11 protein-coding genes are annotated in these 16,485 nt (G+C 66.5%); 10 read left to right on the top strand and 1 reads right to left on the bottom strand.

The window, feature by feature from the left end:
• Positions 1-345 precede the first annotated feature (345 nt).
• Positions 346-1,866, top strand: a complete 1,521-nt coding sequence (eccB, locus tag MAAFP003_RS13665) for a type VII secretion protein EccB (protein WP_096287698.1) — start codon at positions 346-348, stop codon at positions 1,864-1,866.
• The gene (gene eccCa / locus MAAFP003_RS13670; RefSeq protein WP_096287700.1) at positions 1,863-6,035 is read left to right on the top strand and encodes a type VII secretion protein EccCa; all 4,173 of its coding nucleotides are present in this window, start codon (positions 1,863-1,865) and stop codon (positions 6,033-6,035) included. The genes eccB and eccCa overlap by 4 nt, the downstream gene beginning before the upstream one ends.
• A 42-nt stretch (positions 6,036-6,077) precedes the next feature.
• Here the strand turns inward: eccCa and MAAFP003_RS13675 are convergent, their stop codons facing one another.
• On the bottom strand, positions 6,078-7,253 hold the full coding sequence (locus tag MAAFP003_RS13675; protein WP_096287702.1) for a cytochrome P450: 1,176 nt from the start codon (positions 7,251-7,253) through the stop codon (positions 6,078-6,080).
• A gap of 265 nt (positions 7,254-7,518) precedes the next feature.
• On the opposite strand from MAAFP003_RS13675, the gene MAAFP003_RS13680 reads away from it, so the two are divergent.
• The 8 genes from MAAFP003_RS13680 to MAAFP003_RS13715 all read left to right on the top strand — a co-directional run bounded on the left by MAAFP003_RS13680 (position 7,519) and on the right by MAAFP003_RS13715 (position 16,272).
• Positions 7,519-7,713 carry a ferredoxin gene (locus MAAFP003_RS13680; protein ID WP_096287704.1) on the top strand — a complete coding sequence of 65 codons (195 nt, stop codon included), beginning with the start codon at positions 7,519-7,521 and terminating at the stop codon, positions 7,711-7,713.
• Between the two features lie 492 nt (positions 7,714-8,205).
• A complete protein-coding gene (locus MAAFP003_RS13685) occupies positions 8,206-9,441 on the top strand; it encodes a PPE family protein (protein WP_096287706.1) in 1,236 nt (411 codons plus the stop codon).
• Between the two features lie 173 nt (positions 9,442-9,614).
• Positions 9,615-9,914 carry a PE family protein gene (locus MAAFP003_RS13690; RefSeq protein WP_036469081.1) on the top strand — a complete coding sequence of 100 codons (300 nt, stop codon included), beginning with the start codon at positions 9,615-9,617 and terminating at the stop codon, positions 9,912-9,914.
• A gap of 10 nt (positions 9,915-9,924) precedes the next feature.
• Positions 9,925-11,139 (top strand): PPE family protein, encoded by a 1,215-nt coding sequence (locus MAAFP003_RS13695; protein ID WP_096287708.1) that lies wholly within the window; start codon positions 9,925-9,927, stop codon positions 11,137-11,139.
• Between the two features lie 301 nt (positions 11,140-11,440).
• The gene (locus MAAFP003_RS13700) at positions 11,441-12,673 is read left to right on the top strand and encodes a PPE family protein (RefSeq protein WP_096287710.1); all 1,233 of its coding nucleotides are present in this window, start codon (positions 11,441-11,443) and stop codon (positions 12,671-12,673) included.
• Between the two features lie 399 nt (positions 12,674-13,072).
• On the top strand, positions 13,073-14,308 hold the full coding sequence (locus MAAFP003_RS13705) for a PPE family protein (protein WP_096291139.1): 1,236 nt from the start codon (positions 13,073-13,075) through the stop codon (positions 14,306-14,308).
• An 88-nt stretch (positions 14,309-14,396) separates the two neighbouring features.
• Positions 14,397-15,626: a PPE family protein gene (locus MAAFP003_RS13710; protein WP_096287712.1), complete on the top strand. Its 1,230-nt coding sequence runs from the start codon at positions 14,397-14,399 to the stop codon at positions 15,624-15,626.
• 346 nt (positions 15,627-15,972) lie between these two features.
• Complete coding sequence (locus tag MAAFP003_RS13715; protein WP_090602177.1) at positions 15,973-16,272, top strand: PE family protein; 300 nt, start codon at positions 15,973-15,975, stop codon at positions 16,270-16,272.
• Positions 16,273-16,485 lie beyond the last annotated feature (213 nt).

Raw genomic sequence — 16,485 nt, forward strand, 5'->3', positions numbered from 1 at the left:
TCTTGCTGCCAAACGCCGCCCGGCACGATGCGAGCCGGGCGAATGACAGCGCTTGCTCGACAGGACGGGTTGGCCGTCCGCGGCTACGATCCCAATGGAGAGACGAGCAGTCCGGCCGGGGGATCCAGTGGGGAACAGGGAAACTGCCAGCTCAGCGGCGTTTGCCGGCGCTGAGCGAGTTGGCGATGCCGATTGACGCCGGCCGGATTGATGGACGTGACGAGGCTTTGAAGTGAACGCCACATTGCGCTACATGGCGAGGTCATTGCGGGTGGCTTACGGTTATCGATGTGATTCGCGTGCTGGACGTTGTCCAGGCGTTCTAACAGACCGGATGGTGAATTAGTGGCGGAAGAGAGTCGCGGGCAGCGCGGCTCGGGGTACGGCCTCGGGCTATCGACGCGCACCCAGGTGACCGGCTATCAGTTCCTTGCTCGGCGCACCTCGATGGCACTGACCCGCTGGCGGGTCCGGATGGAGGTCGAGCCGGGACGGCGCCAGACCTTGGCCATCGTGGCGTCGGTCTCCGCAGCGGTGGTGATCTGCCTGGGCGCGCTGTTGTACTCCTTCATCAGCCCGGCCGGTCAGGTGGGGGATTCGCCGATCATCGCCGACCGCGACTCCGGTGCGCTTTACGTCCGGGTCGGCGACAAGCTGTACCCGGCACTGAACCTGGCCTCGGCCAGGTTGATCACCGGACGCCCCGACAACCCGCACCTCGTGCGCTCCAGCCAGATCGCCAACGTCCCGCGTGGCCCGATGGTGGGCATCCCCGGTGCGCCGTCGACCTTCGGCCCCAAGACCCCGTCCCTGTCGTCGTGGCTGATCTGCGACACCGTCGCCGGTTCGACCGGCGTCGGTGCGCCCTCGGGTGTGACCGTGACGGTGATCGACGGCACGCCCGATCTCAGTAACCGCCGCCACGTATTGAACGGCTCGGACGCCGTGGTGCTGAGCTACAACGGCGACACCTGGGTAATCCGGGAAGGACGCCGATCGCGGATCGACGCGGCCAACCGCTCCGTGCTGTTGCCGCTCGGCTTGACCCCGGAACAGATCAGCATGGCAAAGCCGATGAGCCGCGCCTTGTTCGACGCGTTGCCGGTGGGCCCCGAGTTGACGGTGCCCGAGGTGCAGAACGCGGGCAGTGCGGCGACCTTCCCCAACGCCCCCGGCCCGGTGGGAACGATCCTCGTCACGCCGCAAATCAGTGGGCCCCAACAGTATTCGCTGGTCTTGCCCGAAGGTGTGCAGACGCTGCCGCCGTTGGTCGCGCAGATCATGCAGAACGCCGGCGGTGCCAACAACAGCAAGCCGGTGACCGTGGAGCCGGCGGCGTTGGCCAAGATGCCGGTGGTCAACAAGCTTGACCTGTCGTCGTACCCGGACAACCCGCTGAATGTCACGGATTTGCGGGAGAACCCGGCGACCTGCTGGTGGTGGGAGAAGACCAGCGGAGAGAACCGGGCCCGCATCCAGGTCATCTCCGGACCCACCATCCCGGTGTCGCAGTCCGAGACGAAAAAGATTGTCTCGCTGGTGAAGTCGGACACCACCGGCCGCACCGCCGACCAGGTCTACTTCGGTCCTAACTTCGCCAACTTCGTCGCCGTGACCGGCAACGATCCGGGTGCTAAAACCACCGAATCGCTATGGTGGGTGACGGATGCCGGCGCCCGATTCGGTGTCGACGACACCCGCGAAGTGCGCGAGGCGTTGGGTTTGCAAACCAACCCGAGCCTGGCGCCGTGGGTCGCGCTCCGGCTCCTTCCGCAGGGCCCGACGCTGTCGCGGGCTGATGCGCTGGTGGAGCACGACACCCTCCCGATGGATATGTCCCCTGCAGAGTTGGTGGTACCGAAGTGAAGCGTGGATTCGCCCGGCCGACGCCGGAGAAGCCTCCGGTCATCAAGCCGGAAAACATCGTCCTGCCGACACCGCTGAGCATTCCGCCGCCCGAGGGCAAGCCGGTGTGGTTGGTTGTGGTCGGCGTTCTGGTGATCGGCCTGATGATCGGCATGGTCGCCATGGTGTTCAGCAGCGGCTCTCGCGTATTCGGTGGCGCCGGCGCGATTTTCCCGATCTTCATGATCGGCGGTGTGGCGATGATGATGTTCGGCGGCCGGTTCGGCGGCCAGCAGCAGATGAGCCGCCCGAAGCTCGACTCGATGCGCGCCCAGTTCATGCTGATGCTGGACATGCTGCGTGAGACCGCGCACGAGTCGGCCGACAGCATGGACGCCAACTACCGCTGGTTCCACCCGGCTCCCGACACGCTGTCGGCGGCGGTGGGATCCCCGCGGATGTGGGAGCGCAAGCCTGACGGCAAGGACCTCAACTTCGGTGTGGTCCGCGTCGGCGTGGGTATGACGCGCCCCGAGGTGACCTGGGGTGAGCCCCAGAACATGCCGACCGATATCGAGCTGGAGCCCGTTACCGGTAAGGCACTTCAGGAATTCGGTCGCTATCAAAGCGTCGTATACAACCTGCCCAAGATGGTTTCGCTGCTCGTGGAACCGTGGTACGCGCTGATCGGTGAGCGCCCGCAGGTATTGGGATTGATGCGTGCGATCGTCTGTCAGCTGGCGTTCTCCCATGGCCCCGACCACGTGCAAATGGTCGTGGTCAGTTCGGACCTGGACGAATGGGATTGGGTCAAGTGGCTGCCGCACTTCGGCGATTCGCGGCGCCAGGACGCGGCGGGTAACGCCCGGATGGTCTACAGCTCGGTGCGCGAGTTCGCCGCCGAGCAAGCCGAATTGTTCGCCGGCCGTGGATCGTTCACGCCTCGCCACGCCAGCTCGTCGGCCCAGACGCCGACGCCGCACACGGTGATCATCGCCGATGTCGTTGACCCGCAATGGGAATACGTGATCAGCGCCGAAGGTGTCGACGGCGTCACCTTCTTCGACCTGACCGGTTCTTCGATGTGGACGTCGGTTCCGGAGCGGACGCTGCGGTTCGACGACAAGGGCGTGATCGAGGCGCTGCCCCGGGACCGCGACACCTGGATGGTGATCGACGACAAGCCGTGGTTCTTCGCCCTGACCGACCAGATCAGCTCCGCTGAGGCTGAGGAGTTCAGTCAGAAGCTGGCGCACTGGCGCCTCGCGGAGGCCTACGAGGAGATCGGCCAACGGGTAGCGCACATCGGCGCGCGGGACATCCTCGCCTACTACGGGGTTGACGATCCCGGTGACATCGACTTCGACGCGTTGTGGGGTGCCCGCACCGACACGATGGGCCGCTCGCGGTTGCGGGTGCCGTTCGGTAACCGCTCCGACAACGGCGAGCTGCTGTTCCTGGACATGAAATCACTGGACGAAGGCGGCGACGGCCCCCACGGCGTCATGTCCGGAACGACGGGTTCCGGTAAGTCGACACTGGTGCGCACCGTGATCGAGTCGCTGATGCTCGCCCACCCGCCCGAGGAGCTGCAGTTCGTCTTGGCCGACCTCAAGGGTGGATCGGCGGTTAAGCCGTTCGCCGGGGTGCCGCATGTTTCGCGGATCATCACCGACCTCGAGGAAGACCAGGCGCTGATGGAGCGCTTCCTCGACGCGCTGTGGGGTGAGATCGCCCGCCGCAAGGCGGTGTGCGACAACGCCGGGGTCGACGACGCCAAGGAATACAACTCGGTGCGGTCCAGGATGCGCGCCCGCGGTCAGGACATGCCGCCGCTGCCGATGCTCGTGGTGGTTATCGACGAGTTCTACGAGTGGTTCCGCATCATGCCGACCGCGGTCGACGTCCTCGACTCGATCGGCCGGCAGGGACGCGCCTACTGGATCCACCTGATGATGGCTTCGCAGACGATCGAGAGCCGCGCCGAAAAGCTCATGGAGAACATGGGTTACCGGTTGGTGCTGAAAGCGCGTACCGCCGGTGCGGCGCAGGCCGCTGGTGTGCCCAACGCCGTAAACCTGCCCGCGCAAGCCGGTCTGGGTTACTTCCGTCGCAGCCTCGAGGACATCGTCCGGTTCCAGGCGGAGTTCCTGTGGCGTGACTACTACTCCCGCGGGATCACCATCGACGGCGACGACGCGCCGGTGCTGGTGCACAGTATCGATTACATTCGCCCGCAGCTGTTTACCAACTCGTTCACCCCGCTCGAGGTCACCGAGGCCGGGCCGGACATCGAGCCGTCGCCGATTCTGGGCAACGGCGAGGTGCTCGAGGTCGACGGCGCCGAGAGCGAAGACGACGACAACGAAGGCATCAGGACGCCGAAGGTCGGCACGGAGATCATCAACCAGCTCCGCAAGATCGACTTCGAGCCTTACCGGTTGTGGCAGCCGCCGCTGACCCAGCCCGTCGCGATCGACGAATTGGTCAACCGGTTCCTCGGCCACCCCTGGGACCAGGACTACGGCTCGTCGAAGGACCTGGTGTTCCCGATCGGGATCATCGACCGGCCGTTCAAGCACGACCAGCCGCCGTGGACGGTGGACACCTCCGGGCCGGGCGCCAACGTGCTGATCCTGGGCGCCGGTGGTGCGGGCAAGACCACGGCCCTGCAGACGCTGATCTGCTCGGCCGCGCTGACCCACACCCCCGAGCAGATCCAGTTCTACTGCCTGGCCTACAGCAGTACCGCGCTGACCACGGTCGCGCGCCTGCCGCACGTGGGTGAGGTGGCCGGCCCGACCGACCCTTACGGTGTGCGCCGGACGGTGGCCGAACTGTTGGCCCTGGTGCGCGAACGCAAGCGCAGCTTCCTCGAGTACGGGATCGCGTCGATGGACGTGTTCCGGCGCCGCAAGTTCGGTGGCGAGGCCGGGCCGGTGCCCAACGACGGCTTCGGCGACGTCTACCTGGTGATCGACAACTACCGGGCGCTGGCCGAGGAGAACGAGGTCCTGATCGAGCAGGTGAACCAGATCATCAACCAGGGCCCCTCGTTCGGCGTGCACGTTGTGGTCACCGCCGATCGCGAATCCGAGCTGCGGCCGCCGGTGCGTAGCGGGTTCGGGTCCCGCGTCGAGCTGCGCCTGGCCGCGGTCGAAGACGCCAAGCTGGTGCGGTCCCGCTTCGCCAAGGACGTCCCGGTCAAGCCCGGGCGCGGCATGGTCGCCGTCAACTACGTCCGACTCGACAGCGACCCGCAAGCGGGCCTGCACACGTTGGTGGCCCGGCCCGCGCTGGCCAACACCCCCGACAAGATCTTCGAGTCCGACAGCGTCGTCGCGGCCGTCAGCAGGCTCGCGAGCGGCCAGGCGCCGCCGGTGCGCCGTCTGCCGGCGCGGTTCGGCGTGGAGCAGGTGCGGGAGCTGGCTGCCCGCGACCACCGCCAGGGTGTTGGCGTCGGCGGAATCGCTTGGGCCATCTCCGAATTGGACCTGGCGCCGGTCTACCTGAACTTCAACGAGAACGCGCACTTGATGGTGACGGGCCGACGCGAATGTGGGCGTACCACGACGCTGGCCACGATCATGTCCGAGATCGGCCGGCTGTATGCCCCGGGCTCGAGCACCGCACCGACGCCCCCGGAGGGCAAGCCCTCGGCGCAGGTCTGGCTGGTCGACCCGCGTCGTCAGCTGCTGACGGTCCTGGGCACCGAGTATGTGGAGAAGTTCGCCTACAACCTCGACGGTGTGCAGGCGCTGGTGGGCGAGCTGGCCGCGGTCCTGGCCGCTCGCCAGCCTCCGCCGGGGCTATCCGCCCAGGAGTTGTTGTCGCGGTCGTGGTGGAGCGGTCCGGAGATCTTCCTGATCGTCGACGACGTCCAGCAGCTGCCGCCGGGCTTCGATTCGCCGCTGCACCAGATCGCTCCGTGGGTGACCCGGGCCGCCGACGTCGGCCTGCATGTCCTGGTCACCCGGACGTTCGGTGGTTGGTCGTCGGCGGGCAGCGACCCGATTCTGCGGGCTCTGCACCAGGCGAACACGCCGCTGTTGGTGATGGACGCCGACCCGGACGAAGGCTTCATCCGCGGCAAGATGAAGGGCGGCCCGCTGCCCCGTGGTCGAGGCCTGCTGATGGCCGAGGACACCGGTGTGTTCGTCCAGGTGGCGGCAACCGAGGTCAACAAGTAGGGCAGCAGCCGCTGAGTTGGGATTGCCGCGGGTCGACCGCGGTCAGTCCCAACTCAGCGGCAATGCTTTGAGCGCGAATGTCTTTGACGGAAACCTGATTTCGGGCGTGTAGTCCGGGGGCACGTCGAAGTCGGGGATCTGTTTGAGCCACTCGGCGACGATCACGGTCAGCTCGATGCGCGCCAGATGAGAGCCCAGGCAGCGGTGCGGTCCACCGCCGAATCCCCAGTGCCGGTGCACCTTTCCGTCCATCACGATGTCGTCGGTCGAAACCGAGTCGGTGCCATCGCGATTGATCGCCGCCATGCACAACCGCACCGAAGTGCCGGGGGGAAGCGTCATGCCGCCGATTTCGACGAACTCCGTGGTGACTCGGGGAGCGACCGGCGCCGACGGCTCGAGCCTGACGATCTCTTCAATGAAAACCCTTGTCTGCCTTGGGTTGTCGCGAAGCATGTCGCGTAGCTGCGGTCTGCGCGCCAGTTCGTAGATGGCGTATCCGATCGCCGCAGTCACCGTGTCCAAGCCGGCCAGGATCAACAGATGGCTCATTCCCAGCAGTTCGAGATCGGTGAAGTCGCCGTCGCCCGTCATGACCTGGGACAGCATGTCGGTGCCCGGGTTCTGCCGGCGTTGGGCGATCACGTCGGTCAGATAGTTCAGCAGCAGGTGGCCCTTGTTGAGGTCCTCCTGGCTCAGGTAGGGGTTGTCCGCGATCAGGGCGTCTTTCCAGCCGATCAGCAGGTCGCGGTCTTCCAGCGGGAGACCATAGAGGTCAAGGAACACTTGGAACGGATACAGGTTCGCGAAATCCGCCATCACCTCGCAGTTGCCGCGGCCGGCGAACTCCGCGATCATCTCGGCGGCGTGCCGCTCGAGCACCGGCCGTGACTTGCTCAGGGCGTGCGGGCTGAAGTACGGCTGCAGGATTTTGCGGTATCGGGTGTGCTCGGGCGGGTCGAATGCCAACGGCACCACCGGCAACGGGTAGCCGGGAGGCTGCAGCGCGAGCCGCGACGAGAAGACCTTGGGATTTCGCAGCGCGGCCAGTACGTCGTCGCGCCGGGTTATGTAGTAGAAGCCGTTCATGAAGACGACCGGGCCCGCGTCCCGGAGCACCTTCCATCCGACACCACGGTCGAGGGCCATGGGCAATTTGGCGTATTCGAGCCGCGGTAGGTAGAAGTCGCCTGGCTCGTAATCGCCAGAGATGCTCATGCGCTCTATCTCCGCTTGTTGTCAGCTATTTCGTTCCTGGTGCCCGGCTCGGCCAGGCCGCGCCTGGAACGACGCCGTCGCCGTTTTCGGCGGCACATCAATATCGCACGTGTGTCGCACATGCTCCAATCCGGCTGGTGGGCCGCGGAACTGGCCGACCTCGAGCGTGTCAGCATCTTCTAGAATTCGAAAGCGGTCGATTTACCTATCGATTCGTCAAATCCGATCTGGCGCGATCCGTGGACGCGGCGGGAGAGGGGACCTGGTGAGGGTTCGTCTCGAGAAGTCGAAATGCGTGGGCCACGCCCAGTGCTACGCCGTCGATCCCGATCTGTTCCCCATCGACGAGTCGGGCTATTCGATCCTCGAAGAACACGAGGTGCCACCCGAGGAAGCGGAGCTGACCCGCGACGGGGTGGCCTCCTGCCCGGAGATGGCGCTCATCCTCGACGAGGAGTGACGAGGACCAACGGCGCCGGCGGCGTCCGGTCCTAAACAGGCAGGCGAACCCCGGGTGAACAGCCAACCGCCGCAAATGAACGCCAGTTGGCCGGGAGTGAACAATGGTTGGCCTGGTGTGAATAGTTGGCATCGCAAGTCGGTGGCCAGGGTATAAGCCATTAGTGTCTTTCACGAGCGGCAGTTCAGCCCAAGCGAGCTGTCGCTTGGTTGCTGGTAGTGGGGGGTAATCGAGGCAGGATGGGCATGACGCTGCTGACCAACTGTCCGGGAAACATGGTGGTAGAACACCGTGTCGGCGATGGCGGGCGGATGCACCTAAACCTACCGGATTGCCGGCTCAACGGGTTTGCCAACCCGCGGACACGTCTGGCTTTCAACGGGTCGGCGGTCCGGGGATAGCAGGTGCCGAGGCAGCCGCTAATGGTTAGTACAGGTTCTTACGCGATAGCCGAGATTGCCACCGCAATCCCGGCCAATTGAGGAGGACACGGTGTTGGACTTCGGAGCGTTACCGCCCGAAATCAATTCCGGTCGCATGTATGTGGGCCCGGGATCGGGGCCAATGATGGCCGCTGCCGCAGGCTGGGACGCGCTGTCGGCCGAGCTGGCCATAGCGGCCAGCGGATACAACTCGGTGATTTCCGAGCTGACCAGCGGACCGTGGATGGGGCCCGTGTCGCAGCGGATGCTCGCCGCGGTCCTGCCGTATATGACCTGGCTCAGCTCGATGGCGGCCGATACGGAGCAGACCGCGATGCAAGCCCGGGGGGCGGCCGCCGCGTTCGAGGCGGCGTTCATGGCGACGGTGCCACCGCCGGTGATCGCGGCCAACCGCGTGTTGTTGGCGACCCTGATCGCGACCAACTTCTTCGGCCAGAACACCCCGGCGATCGCGGTCACCGAGGCCCAGTACATGGAGATGTGGGCGCAGGACGCCGTCACCATGTACAGCTACGCGGCCGCATCGGCGATCGAGGCGGAGGTGCCTCCGATCACGTCGTCGCCGCAGACCACCACCCCGGACGGGACGAACAACCAGGCGCAAGCAGTGGCAAAGGCCGCTTCCGAGCCGGCGAGCCAGTCGGGTCAGACCGTGACCAACGCCGGCACGCAAATGGCCTCCAACAGCACGGTGCCGCAGATGCTGCAGCAAGCCTCGGTAAACGCCCCGGCCGCGGCGCCCCAGCAGCTCGCCGCCGCGCAGGATCCGCCCTGGTGGCAGGGGTGGTTCACGATCCCGACGCCGGACAATCCCAATGGCTGGACCCCAGGCTTCTTCAACACGCTGCGCCAGGGCCTGCAGGCCTACTTCGGCGTTGGTCTTGGAGCCTTCGGCTACCAGATGCAGCAGCAGTTGACCTTCGGTATCGGTACCACGGCCGGTGGTAGTGGTGCGTGGTACCCGACGCCGCAGTTCGCCGGTCTGGCCGCGCTGGGCGGTGGCCACCCCGGCGGCCTCGCGGCCACCGCGCACCTGGCCACCTCGGTCAAGGTCGGCGGACTCTCGGTCCCCAACGCCTGGGCCGGTGCGGCACCCACCGCCGTCGAGGAACCGGCCATCCATGCCACCACCGTCAACTACGCCACCAGCGCCGCCGGACCCGCCAACAACGGCGTCCTGCAGGGCATGCCCATGACCGGTACCGGACGACGCGCCGCCACCGGCTTCACCCACAAATACGGGTTCAAGCGCAACGTGCTTGTCCGTCCACCGTCCGCGGGATAACGGCCATGACGAATTCGAATCTCGAGGAACAGAAGTGACGGCCAGATGAACAGAGATTGTCCGGGTCTGAACAGTTCGCATGGACAGGGCAAGTCCAACAGCGGGCGAACTAACGTCATTATCGGGAAAACCCGTCGGTGCGCGCACCGGACGGTTACTGAGGAGGGAATCACATGTCGTTTGTGACAACGCAGCCAGAAGCGTTGGCGGCGGCGGCGAGCACATTGCAGGGGATCGGTTCGGCGCTGACCGCCCAGAATGCTGCGGCCGCTGCTCCGACGACGGGTGTGGTACCGGCCGCCGCCGATGAGGTGTCGGCGCTGACCGCGGCACAGTTCGCTGCACACGCGCAGATGTACCAGGCGGTCAGTGCACAGGCCACCGCCATCCACGAGCAATTCGTCAACACCTTGAGCATGAGCTCGGGGTCATATGCGCTGACAGAGGCGGCCAACGCGGCCGCGGCCGGCTAAGGGGATCACGATGATTGATTTTGGGGCTCTCCCTCCAGAAGTGAACTCCGCCCGCATGTATTCGGGCGCGGGTTCGACGTCGATGACGACGGCGGCTTCGGCCTGGCGTTCGCTTGCCGCGGAGCTGAATGCGGCCGCGTTGGGCTACGACAACGTGATCACTCAGTTGTCCAGCGAGGAGTGGCTGGGGCCGGCCTCGGCCGCCGCGGTCCAGGCGCTGACGCCGTATGTGACGTGGATGAAGACCACCGCCACTCAGGCCGAAGAGGCTGCCCAGCAGCTCGATGCGGCCTCCGTGGCGTTCGAGACGGCGTTCGCCTCGGTGGTGCCTCCGCCACTGATCGCCCAGAACCGCGCCCTGCTGACCCAGGCTCTGCAAACCAACGTGTTAGGTCAGAACACCGGTGTGATCGCCCAGCTCGAGTCGCAGTACGGGCAGATGTGGGCTCAGGACGCCAGCACCATGTACAACTATGCCGGGCAATCGTCGTCGGCAACGAAGGTAACCCCGTTTGCTGCGGCGCCCGAGGTATCCACCCAAGATGCGGGGGCCAAGCAAGCCGCAGCGACCTCAGCCGCGTCGGCGACCGGCACCGGCAACGCCGCCACTACCACGGCGCAGGCAATCCAGCAGACGCCCCAAACGTTGGCGGCGATCACCACGCCCGCTCAAGCCACCAACAACGCGGACCTGCTCACGCAGGGGTGGTTCCTGCTGACCGGGCAGACCGTCCTGCCCAGCAGCTTCGCGACCTTCGTCAACGGTCTGAGCCCGTTCGTCGGTTTCGCCTATAACACCGAGGGTCTGCCGTACTTCTCCGTCGGTATGGGTAACAGTGGTGTGCAGATCGCCAAAAGTACCGGGGCCCTCGGCGGTGCGGCCGCCAGCGCGGCCTCCGCGGCACCCAAGGGCCTGGCCGGTCTGGGCGGCATGCTCGGCGGCGGTGCCCACGCGGCGCCGGCGGTGGCAGCCGGTCTGGGCAACGCGGCCTCCGTCGGTCGGCTGTCGGTGCCGGCCGTGTGGTCTGGAGCCGCTCCGGCGGTCAGCCACGCCGCCGCCGTACCCGTCAGCGCCATCACCGCGGCCCCCGAAGCCGCGGGCTCGGGCAACCTGCTCGGTGGTATGCCACTGGCGGGCATGGGCGCCGGCCAAGGCTTCGGTGCCTCCGGTCCGCGCTACGGATTCCGCCCCACCGTGATGGCCCGCCCGCCCTTCGCCGGGTAGCCATTCGATTCACTGCGAATGCACGCATGACGGCCGCATGGCCGTCATGCGTGCATTTTGTTTGTCCCGACTCGATGTGAGCGGCCGAAACCCGTTGCAGTTGAACGGGTTTCACGTGCCCTAGTTCTGTCACGCTCCGAGTCACAGGTCCCAGACTGCCAGCGCGTCGCGCACCTCGGCAACGGATGTAGGCACCCGACAACGCCTGTCGTCAAGGGTCGAATCTCGTAGATCCGCTGGGCTATTCGCGATGGAATCTAAGCACCACGCGCAATCCGACCGGGATCCAGGAGGCTCAGTCATGTCGATTGATTTTGGGGCGTTGCCGCCAGAGGTCACCTCTGCGCGCCTATATGGGGGCGCAGGCGCGACGTCGTTGATCACGGCAGCCTCGGCGTGGAATTCCCTTGCGGCCGAGCTGAACTCGGCTGCGATGGGCTACCAAAACGTGATCACTCAGCTATCGAGTGAGGAGTGGCTGGGGCCGGCCTCGGCCAAGGCCGTCCAAGCTCTGAATCCGTATGTGACATGGGTGAAAACCACTGCGGCCCAGGCCGAGCACGCGTCCCAGCAGCTCTCCGCGGCCTCGGCGGCGTTCGAGACCGCGTTCGCCTCGGTGGTACCGCCACCGGTCGTCGCGCAAAATCGCGCCTTGCTGGCCCAGGCGATGGCAACCAACGCGCTGGGCCAAAACGGCGGTTTGATCGCCCAGCTCGAGGCGGAATACGCAAAGATGTGGGCCCAGGACGCCACCACGATGTACAACTACGCGGCCCAGTCCGCATCGGCGACCAAGGTGACCCCGTTCAAATCGGCACCAGAGGTCACCGACCCCTCCGGGCAGGCCAAGCAGGGCGAGGCGACTTCGTCGGCGGCGGCCACCGGAGCCGGCAATGCCGCGAATTCGACGGCCAATGCGATCACCCAGACACCGAGCACGCTGCAGTCGGCGGCTACGCCCGCGGCGGCGGCTGCCGCAGCGGCCACGCCCACGGACCCGTTCACCGAACTGTGGTTCCTGTTGACCGGGCAGACGACGTTGCCCACCAGCTTCGCCACGTTCGTCAACGGCCTGAGCCCGTTCGCCGGTTTCGCCTATAACACCGAGGGTCTGCCCTACTTCTCCGTTGGTATGGGCAACAGCGGTGTACAGATCGCCAAAAGTACCGGGGGCATCGTCTCGGCCACCGCGAGCGCGGCGTCGGCAGCCCCCAAGGGATTGGCCGGTCTGGGCGGCATGCTCGGCGGCGGCGCGACCCATGCGGCGCCTGCGGTCGCCGCGGGTCTGGGCAACGCGGGCTCGGTGGGCCGCCTGTCGGTCCCAGCCGTCTGGAACGGCGCCGCGCCGGCGATCGGCCACGCGACGGCCGTGCCGGTCAGCGCGATCAGCGCGGCTCCCGAAGCCGCTGGCTCGGGCAACCTGCTCGGTGGCATGCCCCTGGCCGGCATGGGCGGCGCCCATGGCGTCGGCGGCGCGGGACCCCGCTACGGCTTCAAACCCACCGTCATGGCCCGCCCGCCCTTCGCCGGCTAGCGGTTATCCGCTGCAAACTGCACGTTTGCGGCCCCTGAAGCGCCACCGAGCAGCGATGCTCCGTGGGTTTTATCCGCGGGCGGATTTTTATCCGTCGGTCAAGTTCTCTCCCTATTGATGGCACCCCTAACCTCCGCGCGCGCCGGGTGCCGCGACGCGACGGCATCTCGCATTCGCCCAGGTGGCAGCCCGCATTCGCGACGCGGTAAGCCACCGGTGGGATCTTGTACTCCTGTCGGATAGCGCCACGCGCCCGCGCAGCCTTCGCCTGACCCGCGGACTCGCCCGGCCACAACCGCCGGGGCCGCGCCTTAGCCTCGCAACCAACCATTTCGGTCAAGGTCATCGACAAATTCCAGTTGCGAGGAACACATGCCGTTCGAACCGGGCGCTGCGTCGATGGACTACGGCGCCGTACCGCCAGAGATCACCTCGGCCCTGATGTACACGGGTCCCGGGTCGGGGCCGCTGATGGCCGCGGCCGCTGGATGGGATGGGCTGGCAACCGAGCTGGCAACCGCGGCCAGCGGCTACAGCTCGGTGATCTCCGAACTAAGCAGCGGGCCATGGATCGGGCCGGCGTCGGCGTCAATGATTTCGGCGGTGTCACCATTCGTGAGTTGGCTCGGGGCGGCAGGCGCCCCAGCCGGGGAGACCGGCCCGCCGGCCCGGGCCGCCGCCGCCGCGTTCGAGGCGGCGTTCATGGCGACGGTGCCACCGCCGGTGATCGCGGCCAACCGCGTGTTGTTGGCGACCCTGATCGCGACCAACTTCTTCGGCCAGAACACCCCGGCGATCGCGGCGACCGAAGCCCAGTACATGGAGATGTGGGCCCAGGACGCCGCCGCCATGTTCGGCTATGCGGCCGCATCGACGCTCGCGACGGAACTGACCCCGTTTACGCCCTCCCCCCGAACCACCGACCCGGAGGGGACGACGGACCAGGCGCAAGCGGTGGCAAAAGCGGTCTCCGAGCCGGCGAGCCAGTCGGGTCAGCCCGCAGCCAACGCCACCACGCAAGCGGCCGCCACCAATGCCGTTCCGCAAGCAGCGCAACAACTTTCGACCAACGTAACGGCGGCTGCCAGTCCTTCGGCCACGGCGACCGATCCACCGTGGTGGTCCAATTGGTTCACCATCCCCACTCCGGACAACCCGATGGGATGGGGTCCCAGCGTCCCGCAGACTATCTTCAAACAGCTCAGCGGCCTTCCCTACTTCGGGACGGGTTTGGGCGCCTTCGGTTATTCCATCCAGCAGCAGACGACGTTCGGCTTGGGGTCGACGGCCGGCGCCAGTGGCGCGTGGTATCCGACGCCGCAGTTTTCCGGCCTGGCCGCGCTGGGCGGTGGCCACCCCGGCGGCCTCGCGGCCACCGCACACCTGGCCTCCTCGGCCAAGGTCGGCGGACTCTCGGTCCCCAACGCGTGGGGCAACGCCGCACCCGCTGCGCTCGAAGAGCGAGCCATCCAGGCCACCACCGTCAACTACGCCACCAGCGCCACCGGACCCGCCAACAACGGTGTCCTGCAAGGCATGCCGATGACCGGCGCGGGGCGACGGGCCGCCACCGGCTTCACCCACAAATACGGCTTCAAACGCAACGTCCTTATCCGACCACCATCGGCTGGATGACCCGTGCCCACTCGATCCACCGTCGTGCAGTCACCCGTCAGCGATTCACACCACCGTGCAGTCCGCTCAGCATCCAGGAGGCTCAGCTATGTCGATTGATTTTGGAGCGTTGCCGCCAGAGGTCAACTCTGCGCGTCTATACGCGGGCGCCGGCTCGACGTCGTTGATCGCGGCGGCCTCGGCATGGAATTCCCTTGCTGCCGAGCTGAATTCGGCTGCGCTGGGTTATGAGAGCGTGATTTCCCAATTGTCTAGCGAGGAGTGGCTGGGGCCGGCTTCGGCCGCCGCCGTCCAGGCGCTGACGCCGTATGTGACGTGGGTGAAAACCACTGCGGCCCAAGCCGAAGAGGCCGCCCAGCAGCTGTCCTCAGCCTCGGCGGCGTTCGAGACCGCGTTCGCCTCGGTGGTACCGCCGCCGGTGATCGCGCAGAACCGGGCACTGCTGACCCAGGCCATGGAAACCAACGTGCTGGGACAAAACACCGGCGTGATCGCGCAACTCGAAGCCCAATACAGTCAGTTCTGGGCCCAGGACGCCAGCACGATGTACAACTACGCCGGGCAGTCGTCGTCGGCGACCAAGGTAACCCCGTTCAAGTCGGCGCCCGAGGTGTCCACTCAGGACGCCGGGGCCAAGCAGGCCGCGGCGACCTCGTCGGCCTCGAGCTCCGCGGCCGGCAACGCCGCGCAGACGACAGCCAACGCGATCACTCAGACACCCAGCACCCTGCAAGCCGCGGCGACACCCGCCGCGGCCGCAGCCGCCGCCACCACCACCACGGATCCGTTCACCCAGGCGTGGTTCCTGCTGACCGGGCAGACCATTCTGCCGAGCAGTTTCGCCACCTTCGTGAACGGTTTGAGCCCGTTCGTCGGGTTCGCGTATAACACCGAGGGTCTGCCGTACTTCTCCGTCGGTATGGGTAACAGTGGTGTGCAGATCGCCAAAAGTACCGGCGCCCTGGGAGGCGCGGCCGCCAGCGCGGCGTCCGCGGCTCCCAAGGGCCTGGCCGGTCTGGGCGGCATGCTCGGCGGCGGCGCCCACGCGGCGCCGGCGGTCGCGGCGGGTCTGGGCAACGCGGGCTCGGTCGGTCGCCTGTCGGTCCCGGCCGTCTGGTCCGGGGCCGCTCCGGCGGTCAGCCACGCCGCCGCGGTGCCCGTCAGCGCCATCACCGCAGCGCCCGAAGCCGCCGGCTCGGGCAACCTGCTCGGTGGCGTGCCACTGGCCGGCATGGGCGGCCAGGGCGGCATCGGCGCCGCCGGGCCGCGGTACGGTTTCCGCCCCACCGTGATGGCCCGCCCACCGTTCGCCGGCTGAGGAAGCGCCGCAGCTCGGGCCGCGAAGAACAGTTAGCTAAGTCGATGCGGCCAGGGTGCGCGACCGGCGATGGGATCTCATCCCCGCGGTTGCCCGCGCGGCTCTCCGGCAACGCCCCTGCCGGCAGGCTATCGACAACGAGGGAGGTCAGACAGTGTCAGTCTGGTGATTTCGCTGCTCAGGGGCCCCAAACTAGGCCTTACGCTGTTACTGTGTCGTTACTAAAAGTGAATTCGCCGTACCGTTCCGTGAACAATTGCGAACGGGCGGTCCACGGATCAGGCTTTACGGATCACGGTCATCTACTCTCATCAGAGAGTTTGGGGATTATGGAGGAGGAAAAATCATGTCGTTCGTGACGACACAGCCGGAGGCTTTGGCCGCGGCAGCCGGGACCCTGCAGGGTATCGGATCTGCTCTTAGCGCCCAAAACGCGGCTGCGGCGGCCCCGACGACCGGGGTGGTGCCGGCGGCTGCCGACGAAGTTTCAGCGCTCACTGCGGCTCAGTTCGCCGCGCACGCGCAGATGTACCAGGCCGTCAGCGCTCAGGCCACGGCGATTCACGAGCAGTTCGTGAACACGCTGTCGATGAGTTCGGGCTCGTACGCCGCTACTGAAGCAGCCAACGCAGCCGCTGCCGGCTAACTGGTTTCTTCATTTGAGGCTAAGGACACCCACATCGGAGTGGGTCACGCCAGCCACCCAGCGGTCGGGCAAGCCGTCTACGAGTAGACGGTCCGAGGGGTGCTGGTCAGGAGGGGGATCATCCTTAGGTGTTCGGTCCGGCCATTACGTCACGGTTGTAACTGACCGGACCCAGCCACTGTCCAACACAACAAAATCTCGAGTCGCAATATT

Origin of the sequence: Mycobacterium ahvazicum (assembly GCF_900176255.2) — a bacterium.
Classification (GTDB): Bacteria; Actinomycetota; Actinomycetes; order Mycobacteriales; family Mycobacteriaceae; genus Mycobacterium; species Mycobacterium ahvazicum.

Coding starts and splice junctions, on each gene's coding strand:
- MAAFP003_RS13675 (WP_096287702.1), bottom strand. CDS start 7,253: ATGAGCATCTCTGGCGATTACGAGCCAGGCGACTTCTACCTACCGCGG.
- MAAFP003_RS13690 (WP_036469081.1), top strand. CDS start 9,615: ATGTCGTTTGTGACAACGCAGCCAGAAGCGTTGGCGGCGGCGGCGAGC.
- MAAFP003_RS13695 (WP_096287708.1), top strand. CDS start 9,925: ATGATTGATTTTGGGGCTCTCCCTCCAGAAGTGAACTCCGCCCGCATG.
- MAAFP003_RS13700 (WP_096287710.1), top strand. CDS start 11,441: ATGTCGATTGATTTTGGGGCGTTGCCGCCAGAGGTCACCTCTGCGCGC.
- MAAFP003_RS13705 (WP_096291139.1), top strand. CDS start 13,073: ATGGACTACGGCGCCGTACCGCCAGAGATCACCTCGGCCCTGATGTAC.
- MAAFP003_RS13710 (WP_096287712.1), top strand. CDS start 14,397: ATGTCGATTGATTTTGGAGCGTTGCCGCCAGAGGTCAACTCTGCGCGT.
- MAAFP003_RS13715 (WP_090602177.1), top strand. CDS start 15,973: ATGTCGTTCGTGACGACACAGCCGGAGGCTTTGGCCGCGGCAGCCGGG.